We start from the raw sequence: 15,910 nt of genomic DNA on the forward strand, positions 1-15,910 counted from the left end.
TCAACCACTGGTGCCGTAATGCAGGACCTGAGACGCATCCTGCGTGCCCAACATTTCCAGATAACGAGTGGCAATATGCGTCGGCCCGAACTGAGCGATCGCATACGCCCGCGCCCGCTCGCCGATACGATCGCGCTCGTCATGATCGGCCAGCAATCGGGTGATGGCGCGGATCATGTCTTCGAGATCCGTCGCAGTGTGCCCGAGCTGACGCTGCTTGATCAGCGAATCCGGATCGAAGAACGCGACCACCGGCACTCCGCGGACCCAAGCTTGCAGGAACGTGTTCGGGAAGCCTTCGATCCGTGAAGTATTCAAGAAGAGCTTCGCCCGGCTGAACATCGTGCCGACGTCGGTGTAAGGCACCGCGCCCGGACACGTGAGATTCGGGATCGATCTGGCCGCCTCGATCACATCGCGATAATAATCCTCCGACCCAGGCAGCGCGCCGCCCGCCAGCGTGAAGCGAACATTCGGTAAGCGCCGCGCCAGATCCAGCACGATCTCGGGGCGCTTCACCGGCCTGAGATTCGATACCCACAGCACGTCGATGTCCTTCGCCGGTTGCGGTCCGCTCGGCATCTCCACGGCCATGTCGAGCACTTCGCTCTTCAGGCCGTAATTCTGTCGCAACAAAGTGCGCTGCTGTTCGCTCTGCGCGACGATGAGGTCGGCATTGCGTAAACCGTACTCGTAGATCTTGCGATCGCGCCAGTAACGGATCAGTTGCTTGCCGGGAATGCAGGCCAGATCCGAAGCGATGCGCGAAATGAAACGTTTGCCATGCCGGCGGCAGAACCAGGCGGTGATGCCGGTCGCCGCGCCGGCGGGCGATTGATAATAAATGTCGGCGTCGATCTCGCGCATCGCGCCAATCATCCCGGTCAGTCGTGGATGCGCGAAGCGCAATACCGGAATGCCTTCATCTCGTGAGTAAGGCGCGACGGCGCGAATGCCGTCGACATTGGTGACCCGGCCTTGACCGTGGTCGTGCACGATCATCGACACCTCATGACCGAGCTCGTGCCAGGCCCGGGCCAGCAACACGTGCTGTACGGACTCGCCCCCCACATATTTCGCTGTTTTCAACTTCGCCAGTTGCGGATAGTCGTCGAGGCCGACAATACAAATCTTCATCGGTGCTTCCAGGTCGAATCAATGACGGACGGCGCCGATCCAGCCATACCCGTCCCCTCGTTGCGGCGTCAGCACCGGTTGATTAACGGTCACCGGTTCCGGCGCGGTCTCCCGGGCGATCATCGCCAGACGCATGCTCACGCCGGTGTATGCCCAGAAATAGATCCAGGGCACGTAAAGATCCACAAAGAACGTGGCCGTCGCGTAAGCGAGAGTCGAAACCACGAAACCGGCGAGCGGAATCTTCAGGTGCGTCGGCGCGACCGCGAAAGAACGCATCGCCGTGCGCACCGGAATCACCAGCAACAGTACGCTGCAGATCAGGCCCACCAACCCGAGGTTGAACCACTGCGCCAGGTAATAGTTATGCGGCGAATACCGGAACGGCATGATCCAGTAAGCATTCCAGCCGAATCCGGTCAGCAGGGTCTGCGGATGCTGGAACATCATCTCGATGGCGGTCGCCCAGATTTCGGTGCGGCCGGACGAGGTGCCGCCCATGTCCTTGCTGCTGAAGCCGGCCACCACTCGTTCATAGAGCAGATCGCCGAAGCTCAAGCTGACGATGAGCAGGATGACCAGCATCGCACCGCCCGCCATCATGCCCCAGGTCACGATCTTTCCTAACGACAGGTAACGCCGGAACATATAGGCGCCCGCAATCGTGGCAACGAAGGTCGCAACGAAGGCGCCGCGCGACACCGTCATCAACAGCGTCCCGGCCGTGAGCGCCGAGGCTCCCACCCAGAACCATCGACGCCAGCCCTTCGCGGCCACCGCCATCGCCACCGCGGCCGGCAAGGTCAGCGCCACGAAAGCGCCGTATTGATTCGACTCGCCGACCGCGCCTTGAACGCGACCGTCGCCGCGCCGCTCGATGTCGCCGATGTGAACGTAGCCGAAGGCATCCAACACCGCGACAAAGTGCGATACGACCCACGACAGCAACAGGCACTTCAACACGAATTGCGCATCCTTCTCCGAGCGCACGCCGTAAAAGAACGCCAGGAAGAACAGCAGGTAGTCGACGCCACGATTCTTCAGATCGAAGGCGCTGGTGAGCATGTCGTAGCGCGGGTAGTCGATGAACAGGACGATCGCCAGATACGAGAAGATGCAATAGCCGATCAGCACGATGAACGTGACGTTCATGGACGGCAGCTGGATTTTGAACTTGCGCCCGTTGGCGTAACTGAACACCAGCCCCATGATCAGCAGGTACAACAGAAAGTTCTTGATCTTGACGCCGGGCGCCGGCCCGGGGTCCCAGCTGAAGACGCTGCTGAGCGTGAGAAACAGCGTGAGCGCAGCCAACACGTAACGCATCAGCGCAGCCCTCTGTCGATACAAAAATGCACGTACACGTCGGCCTCGGTGGAATCCGCTCTCAGGATCAGTAGAGCAAGTTGCATACCAGCAAAGATCGCTTACGCAGGCGCATCGTTCCACGCCTCGAGAGCGCGACAGCCCACTTTAGTTGTAATAATTGCAACTGGCGCTTTAGTACTTACACTGAAGCGCGGTCGGCAAACGTTTCTTCACCCAGCCATGCGCCGGTGAGTCGCATGAAAGCGCACGGCCGCGGCAACACCCCGTCGAGCCATGCCGCTCTTGACCAGCTGTGCTCCGTCTTTCAACTTCAGCAGGTACTGCATGAGCGACGACATCTCACGTGGATGGGTCGCGCGCACCGGCGTGTAACCGAGCGCTTGCATGCAACTCCAGGACAGCGATTCGATCGAGGCGATCTCGTCTGGCGTCAGGCGGGTCTCGAACTTGCGAAAGTTGTCGCGCATGATTTCGGTCCGGCCGGCGGCATAACCCTTCTGCTCCACCGATTGCGACAGCTCGGTCAGACCGGCGAAGAAATTCAGATCCAGGAACAGACAGATCCGTCGCATCTGGGTGTCCGGATCCTGTAACAGCTCTTCGAATCTCACTTCCAGACAACGCTCAGGCATGCTCACGCACTGCCGATGCGCGTGCAGAACATCCTGGCCCCAGCGCCACGCCGAGCGGCGGATATCTTTGCCCCAGGCGTTGCGCATGGAAACGCAGTGATCGCGCACGTCGCGCACGATGTGCAGGATCCGGCCGTTGGGAAAATGTTTCATGATCAGCGGAATCTGTCGAATATAGGCCGGCGATTTGTCGGCCCAGATGGTGCCCGAGCCACGCTCGGCCTCGAGCTCATAGCGCGCGAAGCCTTCGAACAAGCCGCTCACATCGAAGCGACCGTTGCAGGCCGCTCGCCAGTCCTGCCAGCGAAACGGCCCGCGCGCCGCGGGTCGGAAGTTGAAGTAGTTCGCGCCGGTCATCGCGTTGGAGAATTGTTCGAACGCCTCTGGGGTCGACGGGCGGCCATGACGCTCGACCCACTCCGCGATGAACGGCAGAAAATCGGTTTCAGCGGCGAGGATGCGAATGCGCGGATGTTTGCTCAACAAACCGCGTAATAACTTCGTCCCCGACCGTGGCATGCCCACGATGAACAACGGGCCTTCCCATGTTGAGTGGGTGTGCTCGAACCCTGAGCTGGTGTGTCCTGTGTTTTGCTGCTCCAGCGTCATCGGTAACTGCCTCGTGACGGCGTAGTAACCAAGATATAACCACTGGAAACCAATGCATCGTTCGTACCCAAAGTTCAGGCACGGACTGTCGCAGCTGAGCGTCAGTTACTTGTACTTAGGACTTGGCGGGCACCGTTTCGCTTTTACGTAGGCGACCGACCATCGCAGCCACTTCGGGCACGCGGAAGACCACCAGCAGCGCCAGGAACAGCGCCATGAATACTGCCGAGCCGAGGACCACACCGACCAGACCGAAGTAGTCGATCCAGAAGGAACCGATGAAGACCACCGACGACAGCAGCGCAGCGAGCGCGACTTTGCCCAAGTCGGTCCAACGCGCGAGATCTTTCAGGGGGATGTTATATGCGCGCATGGTGCTGCGACTGAGCACCAAGCCTTCGGTCCAGCGCGAAATGACGAACGCCAGCGCCGCCGCGGGCAATCCCCAGATGGGCATGATGGTCACGAGCAACGACAAGTTCAGAATGATCGCAAACAGGCTGCTCGTGACGATGGGCGCGGTTCGATTCACGGCCCGCAGTGCCACACCGAAATCGAACACCTCGCGCACCAGCACCAGCAAATAAATCTGGAAGATCACCACCGCCGGCTCATAGCTCGGCGAGAACAGCGTCACGACGAAGGTGTGCGCAAACTCGAACAGCACGACGCCAGCTGCGGTCAGCAGAATCATCGACACCACCGTCGAACGGCGCCACAGTCCCAACGCAGCCTCGCCTTTCGCACTCTTCAGCGCCGCAAGCTCAGGCAGCACCGCGTCCGAGATTGAATTACGTAGCACGCCGATGACGGGCTGAATGTGAGTACCGATCGCGTAGTGCGCCAGTGCGACGACACCCAGTGTCTTGGTCACGAACAAGTTGCCCAACGATTTGTTGAGCGTCACCAGAATGAGCGCCAGACCGACCGGCCAGCAGTAATTGAACTGCTCGCGCCAGCACGACTCCTCGATGGTTTGAGTGATGCTGCCACGGGCGCGTCGCCAGGCGATAAACGAACCGGTGATGCGAATCGTCTCGAGCCCGATCAGCGACCAGACGATGGGCATCACGTCGCGCCAGATCGAGGCGGCGGTCACCACCACCAGAATGCGTGCGATCAAACGACCGGTGGTGTAGGCGAACACCGGCACCGGCCGCTTCTGCGACAGCCAGTAGAACTCCCAGAAATCCAGATTGACGAACAGCAACACATAGATCGCGACCGGCAATTCCAAGCCGCCGAGAATGGCGCCGTTGGAGAAAAAATCCGCGAGCAGCGTGCCGCCCACGACCGTCACGCTGGTGCCGAAAGTCATGGTCACCGCCTGCCGTACCATCTGTCGCACGCTCTCGGGCCGCGACGGAATGAAATACAACAAGCTGTTGTTGATGCCGAAGGCGCAGATGGTCGTGAGCAGGCCTGCGTACAGCAGGAACTCACGATAACGGCCGAACTCCTCGACCGTGAGCAGCCGCACCAGCAGGATGGGACTGATCACCACCAGTCCCTGATTCATGAACCGCGTGATGGAAATAATCGCGGTCCGACTGACTAACCCGGCGATGACTCTACTCCTGCGGCGGAGATGAAAGTTGCGACGGCGGCGCGCCCGTGGCACGCCACACCTGCGTCAAGCCATCCCTGCCTTCGTAAACCACTTCGAACTGCTTCGAGTGCAACACGGGATCCATGTCGCCTCGCATGCCCTTGCGCTTGTCGCTCTGATTCTCGCCGCTACCGATGACGAAAATTCGATGGCCGCGCTCGTTGCGCAGCAGGTCTTCCAGCATCGCGGCGCTACTGATAACGCCCGAGCCGGTATAAAAGTCCACGATCCGGCCGTTCTTCAGCTCCACGTAACGGCGCGCGTGATTCCGGCTCATCAGCCAGTAATCGACGTGGCCCAGGTAGTACGTTTGCTGCAAAACGTCCTCAGCAAGAATTACATCGCTGGCGACGATGTTCTGAGATTTCATGAACTCCGCCGCGCCTTTGTGATCCGGATGCGATTCGTATCCGGAATTCACATTCGCGACCACTTCCATAGGATTGACCACCAGGGCGGTCGTCACCGCGGCCGCCACGAGCTGACCGGAGCGATCCTTCAACAGAGATATATTCCGCGCCGCCGCTTTGACTTGCAGCCAGTCAGTCCCCTTCTGCGCGAAGGCAAACGCGCACAACATCATCGGCAACAGCGACGCCACCGTATAACGCGTCGGCAGGCTCCACACAAAGAAGCCGATGGTGAACATGGGAATCCATACGGCCAGCACGCCAAACAACACGTAGTCAGGGACCCGACGTCGTTTCATCAAACGCCACAATCCCCAGGCGACCGAGGCGAGCGCCAGCAGCCCAGCGAATTCCGAGAACTCCATGATGCGCGCATACGGCCAGATACTCGGTTGGCCGACCAGCGCACCGATCACCTTCTTCAGCGAACCCGGCGTGTACGCCAGCAGACTGAAATGAATCAAGGCGAGCAGGCCGGCGCCGAGCCCGAAGATGCTGAGCCTGCGCCAGACGCGAGGCCCGCCAAAGCGTCGCGCCACCACGACGCCAGCGACGAACAGCAGAGCGGCCATGTGATAGTAAAGCTTCAACTGCAACAGCAAGCCGACGAGCAATAGCGTCGCCACGCAGATCGCGGCGAATCGCTGCGGAATCACTCGTGACAAATGAACGGCGAAGAACGCGATCGCCAGCCCCGCGATCCACAATGCAACTTCGAACGACAGTGCGAAAGCTTGCGGCGTGCGACTGCGATCCCACATGGGCGCGCCGAGATCCGCTGCATACTCCGGCGGCGGCACGGGATAGTGCGAATCCACCCAGCCGTTGATCAACAGATACGACACCATGACGACCGCCGCGGCGATGCCGCCGTAAAGCAGCTTGCGAACATCCCCTTGCAGGATGCCCGGCATCAGGAACAGCAATACGGTCGTGACCGCGAGCGCGTGCAACTCAATGCCGATCACCAGCGCCAGCACGCCGCCGAGCAACCAGCCGATGCGTCCGCTACGCTCCCAGGCGAACACGCAGACCATGCATCCGGCCACAGCGGCCAACAAGAAGATATACATGCGCGCCGTCTGCGAATACACAATCATGGACGGCAACAACGCGATGGCGGCAGCAAACGCCAGATTCCAATAGGGACGCAGGAAACGTCGCCCGGCGAGCCACGCCCACCAGATCGTCAACACGCCGCAGATCGCCGATGGAAAGCGGAACGCCCATTCGGACTCACCGAACAATTGCACCGAGCCCGCCATGAGATAGAGCTCGGTCATGCCGCGCGGATAAAACATTCCGCTGGGAAGGATGGGCGCGCCCTCGCGCACGATGCTCATCACGGCCATCGCCATGGTTTCTTCATCGCCGTGCAAGCCGACGTTGCCCAGGCCCCAGAAACGCACCCAGGCACCGACGCTGACGATGAACAGCAGCACGATCCGGTGCGCCAGTTGATCGCGCTCCAGCGGCGCGGTGATCCGAAACAACTCAGACAGCGAGCGCATCAAGCCACTCACATGCCCTGTCAACGTCGGACTCACTGGAAACAACCCGCGATTGGCCGCATCCGAAAACATGGACGACCCCTTATCTACCAGTTGTCCTAGTAAGCCTTGTCGGTCTTGAATAGTTTCGGCACGGTGAGCACCAGGATCTTCAGATCCAGCCACAGCGACCAGTTGCGCAGATACTCCAGGTCGTAGTGCACCCGGCCCTGCATGTCCTGCAGGCGGGGCGTCGGGCCTCGGAAGCCGCTGATTTGCGCCAGTCCTGTGATTCCCGGTGGGACTTTGTGCCTCACCATGTAGCCTTTGATCAGACGCCGATACTCTTCGTTATGACCGACGGCATGCGGGCGGGGGCCGACCAGGCTCATGCGCCCTTGCAATACGTTGATCAGCTGCGGCATCTCATCGATGGAACAGCGTCGCAAGATGCGCCCGAGCGCCGTGACACGCTCGTCGTTGCGACTGGCCTGATCCAGCCAGCCGGAATTCTCAGTGACTGTCATGGTGCGAAACTTGTAGATCGTGATTTCGCGGCCATCCAAACCATAACGCTGCTGCCGGAACAGCACCGGCCCTTTGCTGGTGAGCTTGATCGCAGCGGCAATCGCCAGCAGCACCGGTGCCGTGACGATCAACGCGGCCGAAGCGATGATCAGATCCATCAGCCGTTTGGCCGCGCCACGATATCCATAGAACGGGCTTTCGCGCATGGCGATGACGGGCACACCAAGAATTTCGCCGGTGCGCGCCTGGAATTGATCGGAGACCAGCACGTCTGGCAAGTAATAAAGCGACGCAGTCGTGTCGCCGAGCTTATCCAGCAGATCCTGGACGCGACGGATGTGACGCAACGGCAACGAGATGAAAATCACGTCGATGTCGTTTTGCTTGATGTACTCGGGTAACTGCGACAGCGGGCCAAGCAATTGCTGATTGCCCTGTGCTTCGAGCCGCTGCGCGCTGCGATCGTCGAAGAAGCCTTGCACACGCATGCACAGCTCGGAATGCCGCGAGAATCGCTCAGCCAACTGCTGACTGGTCTTGTTATAACCGGCGAACACCACATTGCGACCGTTACTCGGGCGACACAGGACGCGCCGGGCCAGTTCGTCCAGAACCAACATGCTGGGAATCAGTAGTGCGGGCGTCGCTACTGCCCATATCAATATCACCGGCGTCGAGTACGCGCGGGGATAGCCGGTGATGGAACCGATGGTCAGCAATGCCGCCAGCAAGACCGTCCAGCGAATCAACAATCCTTTGGAGACCACCAGGCGCGGCGTAATCAATTCGGCCGCCGGCGTGCGCGGCGATTGCAACAAGGTGATCGAAAGAATGGTGACGATGATGGTCACCGCGCTGAACGAGTCAGTCGTGGCGGTGCCGGTCAGCTCTGCCAACACATATAAAGTGAGAATGGAGACAGCCGCTGGCGCGGTGGCGCGCAACGAGAAGTAAATCGCTGCCAGCGCCGACTGACGCTTGAACAACAGCGGCGGCGTGATGTCGTATGCCGCGGTCTGCTGAGGAGCAGGGGTGTCGGGAAGCTTTACTTGTGACAGCCGCGGCTGAGGCGCGCCCGACAGCTTCACTGTGCTCCGGACCGCGCTGTCGGGAACTGCGCTCATTCAATGGATCCACGAACTCTTGAGAACATTCGACGGGTCGCCAGGACCTATCGATATGTAATAGCAAGATACGTACCACGAACGCGGCGGCGCGGGAGATGGCCCTCTCCCGCGCCGTGCTTGAGCGAAGCTATCGTGAGAGCCCGTCGCTGTCGAGCAGGCTCACCGAAATTACAAAGAACTGCTTGTAGAAGTTACCGATTCAATGTCGGCGCTTGCGGAGAGCTCGACGCACGACCTTCCACTTCCGCTGCCATGCGATGCAGCCACAACTCCAGATTGGTGTAACCGCTCGCAGTGACTTCGTTCGGATTCGCCGGCAACGTCAGCGCACGACGATTTTGAGCGAGGTTCGGGTAACCGCCACCGTTACGCTCGCAACGAGTCGTGCCGTTCGCCGCGACACAGTTGATGATGCGGCCCGTGCCAGCGCGCGTCTGACTGATGATGCGGGTGTCCACGGCGTCGCGATCGGCCGGACGAGCACCGGCGTACTTCAGCACGTGTTCCTTCACGACGTTCTCCGAAGTCGGCAACGTCGTCATGGTGGCGGGCCACGCGAGCGGCGACGTGGATTTGAAGTTCGCCAGCGTCAACGTGCCGTAGATCGAGCCCGCAACCGACGAGGCCCACGCATCGCTGGTGCTCGAAGCCCCCGGTGCCAGGTTGTCCTGCAGGAACACCTTCGCGCCCGGACGCAACGTCGCCGCGTCGGCACGCAAGCCAACGGGAGCGTGACTACCGGCAGTATCCGGACCGCGCAGGAACACATTGCCCACGACCGAGTTCTGCGTGACCAGGCCACGGCTCTGCAGATCGATCGCCGTGTTGCCCCAGTTATAAATGAGATTGTTCACGATGACGGTGCGCGACGCGGCAGTCATCGGATTGCGCGACTGCATGTCGGCGAACAGGTTGCCCGCCAACGTGGCGTTGCCGTCGACCGGCCCGATCAGCACGCCGAAGCCGTGATTGCCTTCGGGATGAATCGACTGATGCAGCGGCTCGGCGAAAATATTGTTGAGCAGGCTAATGTTGTTCCAGTACTGCCAGGCACTGGCGATCTCGTCGATCGACCAGGTGAAGGTGCAGTGATCGACCACCACATTGCTGATGGGCGCGGCCTCCGGCGCCTCGATCTTCAAGCCGTCGCGGTTGATCGCCGGCTCGCCGCCGGAACCGTCGCCGGGACGAACGCGAATGTGCTGAACCAGCACGTCGGAGGCTTTGATCAGCAGGCCCGAGCCGCGCAGCGTGATGCCCGGCGACGGCGCGGTTTGACCGGCGATGGTGATGTAGCGATTACGGATGGTGAGGTCATCCGGCAACGTAATCGTGCCCGAAGTTTCGAACACGCAGACGCGCGGGCCGCTGGCATCCACACAGGCCTTGAGCGAGCCGGCGCCGTCCGAATTCGTGTTGGTCACGCGGATGACCGTACCGCCGCGACCGGCAGGCGTGGCGATGCCGTGGCCGATGGCCCCCGGAATCACCGGGACAGCATTGGCGAGCGGCGCCATGCCGCAGGCAAGCGCCACTGCGGCGGCGAGTCGGCGAATCGTTGGCTTCATGGCGGAAATCTTCGCAGTCATTAACGTCATTGCTCCATTGAGAGTTTCAGCGGCGGCGCGCGTGGCCAGTCGAGGCCTGCCACCCAGCATTTCGTGCACAGAAGAAAAGGCGAGCCGCGTAGCAACTCGGGAGAAAAGTTACAAGTTGGCTTGCAACGATTACATCGGCTAAGCCCTGAAGCCCGACCCAGCCGTACCGGGTCGACGTAGGTCGATTGCCTGCGCTTGAATGCCGACAGTAGTCGGCTTCGCAAACGCACCGTGCGCCCCTGTCGCAACGGGCACCGAGCCTTGCCCAAAAAATCCCTGCGCGGTGGGCACTGAAAGTGCATTGGATGCGTTGGGACTGAACACCTCGGGTAATCGTCGGATGCAACGTACAACAGCGACGCTGGCGCGAAACGAATATGACTTGCTGATCATCGGCGGCGGAGCCTTCGGTGCCGCCGCTGCGCGCGACGCCGCTCTGCGCGGCCTGCGGACGGTGCTGATCGAGCGCAACGATTTCGGCGGCGGTGCGTCGGCCGAATGTTTCAAGATGGTCCATGGCGGCATTCGTTATTTGCAGCACGCAGACATCCCTCGCTTGCGAGGCTCGTGCCACGAAAGATCGGCGTTGTTGCGAATCGCTCCGCATCTGGTCAGCCCCTTGCCGATCGCCATTCCCACCTATGGGCACGGCCGCAGCGGCAAAGCTTTTCTGGGTACCGGAGCACGCGTATACGACCTGTTCACACTGGATCGCAATCGCGGCATTCGTGATCCTGATCGTAAGATCAGCAATACGAGGCTGCTTTCCCGCGATGAAGTGCTGAGTATGTTTCCTCATCTGCGGACGCCGGACCTGAGTGGCGCGGTCGTGTTCGAAGATGGGCAGATGTACAACGCCGCGCGCCTGGTCCTCGCCTTTGTCAAGGGCGCCGTCGAAGCCGGCGCCGATGTTTGTAATTACGCCGAGGCCGTGCGCTTTCTGTGGAAGGGCAACACCGTACGAGGCGCTCGGGTTCGCGACCAGCTCACCGGCGACGAATTCGACGTGCATGCCCGTTTGACGCTGAACGCCGCCGGCCCTTGGGCCGACTACTTGCAAAACGACGCCGAACATTTCGGCAGCCCGAAGCGCCTGCCGTTTTCGCGCGACGCGTATTTCATCGTCGATCGCGCACCTTCGTCGTCTCATGGCATCGCCATTCAAGGCCTGAGTCGCGACAAAGACGCCCTGCTGGGCCGTCAGACGCGTCATCTGTTCGCCGCGCCCTGGCGTGACAAAACGCTGCTCGGGGTATGGCACAAGTTATTTCCAGAGTTTCCGGATCGCGCCCGCGTGCTGCCCGAGGAGATCGAGGAATGGATGGCGGAGATCAACACCGTCTATCCGACCTTGCAGCTGAAGCCCGAGGAAGTGAGCTTCGCGCACTGTGGCCTCGTGCCGTTCGGCGAAACCGCGACCGCCACCGAGCTGAGTTTTGGCAAGGAATCGCGCCTCATCGATCATCGTCATGCGCATAACGTGGCTGGCTTGGTGAGTCTGGTCGGCATCCGCTTCACGATGGCTCGCGTCGATGCGGCCCGCGCGCTCGATCTGCTGCTGAAACAAACGGAGCGCGCACCCGCCGCGCCGGCCAGCGATCGGCTGCCGCTGCCGGGCGGCGACATCGAAAACTTCGCCAGCTTCGAAACCGAGGCCTGCCGCGCAGCGCCGCCGGGCGTTGGCATGAAGAGCATGCAAGCGCTGGTGCGCAGTCACGGCACCCACTATCGCGCCGTGCTCAACGAAGGCAGCAACGCCGCCGTCGCGAGTATTCCAGGCACCAGCACTCTCACCGCGGAAGTCCGTTACGCGGTGAGCCATGAAATGGCCGTGCACTTGGACGACGTGGTTATGCGCCGGACGGATCTTGCCGCCGGCTCGCATCCAGGCCGGGCAGCATTGCTCGCCACCGCGGCTGAGATGGGCCGATTGTTGTCGTGGTCAGCCGAGCGCTTGCATCAGGAGATCGCCACGACGGAACACACTCTGCAAATGCATTTAGCGCGCGACTCCAGCTCGAAGGTTGCATCAGATCGAGCGGCGCATCGAGCAACTGTTGACCGCGCCAGTGAGACGGCATCGCCGAGTCATGGCGCGATGCTTGCAGAAACCACGGTAAGAGCGACTGCATGACTTCATTCCCGAATTCAACTTCTCCCCAGAAACTGCTCGTAACAGGAGCCACGGGTTTTATCGGCTCGCGACTCGCGTTACGCGCCCATCAACTCGGCATCGATATCCTGGCCACCGGCCGTGCCGAGTCACAAGTTGAGAACGAGCGGCTGCAAGAGTTGCGCGCCGCCGGCGTCCGCGTCGAAGCGGGGGTGCTGCAGGACCTCGCATTGGTCGATCGACTGCTGCAAGGGCGCGATACAGTAATTCATCTGGCCGCCGCTCAACACGAGGCCGAGATGCCCGAGAGCTATTTCCGCGCCGTCAACGTGGACGCCGTGCGCACGCTGTTGGGCGCCTGTCGCGACCACAACGTCCGCCGGTTCGTCTATGGCAGCACCATAGGCGTTTATGGCGAAGCAAGCGAATCGTTGCTGGACGAAGACAGTCCGCTGCGTCCGGAGAATGTCTACACGCACACCAAGGTCGAGGCCGAAGGCATCGTGCAATCCTTCGCGAATCACTTCGAGACCTGCATCGTGCGCATCGCCGAGACGTATGGGCCCGGCGATGGTCGACTGCTCAAGCTGTTCCGGAGCATCGCGCGCGGCCACTTCGTCATGATCGGCAACGGCACCAACCGGCGGCAGTGCATTCACGTCGACGATCTGGGTCGCGGCCTGCTGCTGGCCTCGCATCACCCGCAGGCGGTGGGCGGGAAGTTCGTGTTCGCCGGCCGCGAGATCATGACCACGCAGGAGATGGTGCGGCAGATCGCGCTCGTGCTGGACCGCAAGCCACCGCGCATGCGAGTACCGATGTTGCCGTTCGTCGCCGCGGCTCGCGTGATGGAGACCGCGCTGCCACCGCTGCACATTGCGCCACCCTTGCACAGCCGACGACTGGATTTCTTCCGCAAGTCTTTCGTATTTTCAACAACCCGGGCACAGTCGTTGCTAGGTTTTCAACCGGCGATCGATTTCCGGACCGGGGCGGCCGACACCGTCAGCTGGTATCGGGCGCGTGGCTTGCTGCCGCGCCCCGCCGTCACGGAGGTCGCCGATAGACAATCGGCTTAAGAACACTATGTCAGCGAACTTTCACGGCTCATTTCGTCAACGTCAACTACGCCAGCGGCGCTTCGCTCAGCGCCCGCCGAGCACGGACCTCGACTCGACCGCGGATGTCCACGACGAATTTACCGCGGACCTTGAGCCCAGCACCGTCGACATCGCCCCCAGCGACGCGCAGCCCTCGACGATGGCGAACCCGCCGCCGCAACGGGCACGCGCCGAAGAGCCGAGCCAAGACACAGTTGCGCGTGCGACGAATGAAGTGCCACGCCAGGAGACCATTGCGCGTGCGCCGGTCGAAGAGCCGCGCCGTGCAACTATTACTCGCGATCCCGCGCCGACAGCGAAGGTCGCGGCTCCGACCGAGCGGCCGAAGGTCGCGGGTCCGACCGAGCCGCCGATCGTGGCGCGCCCCACGGACTCACCGCTTGATGTGACCGGCCCCATCGTTGCCCGCGAACCCGCGGCGCCGAAGCCTGCGATCGATGCGACGGCGCGCATGCCGTTGCCGTTCGGTCGTCGTGAACCGTTCGTGTCCGCGCCACCTGCACCCTCGGGTCCCGCGACGGTCGATGTGCCGGCACGTCCGACCCCGCCTGTCTTGGAAGCGAAGGCTCCATCGCGAGCCTCCGATATAACGGACGACGTCTCTCGCGAGAACGTAAAGCTCGCGACAACCACGATCCCTCGCAAAGTCTCCGCGCCGAAGTCCTCCGAGCCGCAGCGACCGGCGGCGCTGGCGCCCGGCAAAGTGCTCTGTGATCGCTTCCTGCTCGAGCAAGTCATCGGTTGCGGCGGCACCGCCATCGTCTTCCGTGCTCGCGACATGCTGTCCGCCAAGGGCGCGGCGCCCAACATGCAAGTCGCGATCAAGACTCCGCGCCCCGAGCTGGGCAATCCCGAGCGCGCGGCGATGCGCCTCAAGCATGAGTTCGAGCATGCGAAGCTGCTCTCCCACCCGAGCATCGTGCGCGTGCTCGAGTTGCACGAGGACGAGGGCCGCTGCTTCATGACCATGGAGTTGGTCCAGGGCAAGCTGCTCTCGCAACTGTTGCGGGACTGGACCATGGTGCCCGCGTCGCTGGCTCACAAGATTCTGAGCAAGAGCGCCGAAGCCTTGACTTACGCGCACAGCCAGAATGTCGTGCACGGCGACTTCAAACCCGGCAATGTTTTCATCACGCCCGAGGAAGGCGTACGCATCGTCGACTTCGGCACCGCCGCTGGCCCGAGCGCCAACGACTCCCGTATTCCGGCGGGCACGCCGACCTACGCGAGCCCGGAAGTTCTCAGCGGCGAAACCCCTGATCGTCGCGACGACGTGTTCAGTTTTGCTTGCGTGGCGTACGAGCTCCTTACCGGCCAGCACCCGTTCGGCCGACAGTCTTCGTTACAAGCACGCGACGAAGCGAAGATTCCGCCGCGCGCATGGAACCTGTCGACCTCCCAATGGCTCTCTCTGCTCTCGGCTCTGTCGTGGAAGCGCGAGCAGCGTCCCGCAAGCGTCGAAGATCTGCTGACGAGTCTGAAGCCCGAGCAGCCCATGCTCGCGGCGCCTGCGCCTATGCATGTCGACCCTGAGGAACTTGTGCCCGCCGAACTACCCGCAGACCTGATGCCCAAGCAGCGTAGCTGGGGATTCTTCGCCTTCATCGCAGCGGCGCTGCTGGTCACGTATTTCGCGTTCCAACGTCACGACACGCCGGACGATGGGCCGACACCCTCGCTCGTCCCTGCGACGACATCGTTGCCGTCTGTGCCTCCGCCAGCAGTCGCCAAACAACCTGAAGAGGTTGAACAAGCGACCTCCGCGCCAGCGCAAGAAGCTACGGACGCGACGCCTGCAGCCGCAACCGACGATACGAAAGCAGCAGCGCCCGCCGTTACCGCGAGCAAACCGAAGCCCGCCGCGCCGATGAGCGAGATCTCGTTCGAATCGTCCAGCGTCGTGACCAGCGAGTCGTCGGTCGCCGCCGTGTTCCTGATCAAGCGCTCGCAGCCGCTATCGGGGCGCGCGAGTGTCAGCTGGAAGGCCGTGAGCGGCACGGCCGATGCCGGTATCGATTTCGCGTCCGATGCCGGGGGCACGGTGACGTTCGCCGATGGCCAGGCGCAACGTGCGATCTATGTGCCGCTCCGTAACGACCTGCTGAAGGAAGGCGACGAGAAGTTCTATGTGGAGTTGACGACGACCAGATCGGCGCGACTGGGCAAAGTCGCCCGCGCCGAGGCCATCATTCGCGACGACGACTGAG

The 15,910-nt window shown here is 61.7% G+C and carries 10 protein-coding genes; 3 read left to right on the forward strand and 7 right to left on the reverse strand.

All coding sequences use genetic code 11. The features are described from left to right. The 7 genes from ACFPN2_RS07405 to ACFPN2_RS07435 all read right to left on the reverse strand — a co-directional run bounded on the left by ACFPN2_RS07405 (position 1) and on the right by ACFPN2_RS07435 (position 10,439). Positions 1 to 1,137: a glycosyltransferase family 4 protein gene (locus ACFPN2_RS07405; protein WP_380595976.1), complete on the reverse strand. Its 1,137-nt coding sequence runs from the start codon at positions 1,135 to 1,137 to the stop codon at positions 1 to 3. A gap of 18 nt (positions 1,138 to 1,155) precedes the next feature. Then, positions 1,156 to 2,463 carry an O-antigen ligase family protein gene (locus tag ACFPN2_RS07410; RefSeq protein WP_380595977.1) on the reverse strand — a complete coding sequence of 436 codons (1,308 nt, stop codon included), beginning with the start codon at positions 2,461 to 2,463 and terminating at the stop codon, positions 1,156 to 1,158. Positions 2,464 to 2,675: 212 nt separating this feature from the next. Then, complete coding sequence (locus ACFPN2_RS07415) at positions 2,676 to 3,707, reverse strand: sulfotransferase family protein (RefSeq protein WP_380595978.1); 1,032 nt, start codon at positions 3,705 to 3,707, stop codon at positions 2,676 to 2,678. 115 nt (positions 3,708 to 3,822) lie between these two features. Further along, positions 3,823 to 5,328, reverse strand: coding sequence for a lipopolysaccharide biosynthesis protein (locus ACFPN2_RS07420; RefSeq protein WP_380595979.1), 1,506 nt, complete (start codon positions 5,326 to 5,328; stop codon positions 3,823 to 3,825). Then, positions 5,279 to 7,309 (reverse strand): glycosyltransferase family 39 protein, encoded by a 2,031-nt coding sequence (locus ACFPN2_RS07425; RefSeq protein ID WP_380595980.1) that lies wholly within the window; start codon positions 7,307 to 7,309, stop codon positions 5,279 to 5,281. Before ACFPN2_RS07425 ends, ACFPN2_RS07420 begins: the two co-directional genes overlap by 50 nt. A 26-nt stretch (positions 7,310 to 7,335) precedes the next feature. Continuing rightward, complete coding sequence (locus ACFPN2_RS07430; protein WP_380595981.1) at positions 7,336 to 8,868, reverse strand: undecaprenyl-phosphate glucose phosphotransferase; 1,533 nt, start codon at positions 8,866 to 8,868, stop codon at positions 7,336 to 7,338. A 194-nt stretch (positions 8,869 to 9,062) separates the two neighbouring features. After that, on the reverse strand, positions 9,063 to 10,439 hold the full coding sequence (locus ACFPN2_RS07435; protein WP_380595982.1) for a pectate lyase family protein: 1,377 nt from the start codon (positions 10,437 to 10,439) through the stop codon (positions 9,063 to 9,065). Positions 10,440 to 10,809: 370 nt separating this feature from the next. Between ACFPN2_RS07435 and ACFPN2_RS07440 the strand changes: the two genes are divergently transcribed. The 3 genes from ACFPN2_RS07440 to ACFPN2_RS07450 are packed head-to-tail and all read left to right on the forward strand — an operon-like array spanning position 10,810 to position 15,909. Beyond that, entirely contained in the window at positions 10,810 to 12,603 is a 1,794-nt protein-coding gene (locus tag ACFPN2_RS07440; protein WP_380595983.1) for a glycerol-3-phosphate dehydrogenase/oxidase, read from the forward strand. Further along, positions 12,600 to 13,661, forward strand: a complete 1,062-nt coding sequence (locus ACFPN2_RS07445) for an NAD-dependent epimerase/dehydratase family protein (RefSeq protein WP_380595984.1) — start codon at positions 12,600 to 12,602, stop codon at positions 13,659 to 13,661. Before ACFPN2_RS07440 ends, ACFPN2_RS07445 begins: the two co-directional genes overlap by 4 nt. 7 nt (positions 13,662 to 13,668) lie before the next feature. Then, positions 13,669 to 15,909 (forward strand): protein kinase domain-containing protein, encoded by a 2,241-nt coding sequence (locus tag ACFPN2_RS07450; RefSeq protein WP_380595985.1) that lies wholly within the window; start codon positions 13,669 to 13,671, stop codon positions 15,907 to 15,909. The last annotated feature ends 1 nt before the right edge of the window (position 15,910 follow it).

Origin of the sequence: Steroidobacter flavus, assembly GCF_042651805.1 — a bacterium.
GTDB classification, from domain to species: Bacteria; Pseudomonadota; Gammaproteobacteria; order Steroidobacterales; family Steroidobacteraceae; genus Steroidobacter; species Steroidobacter flavus.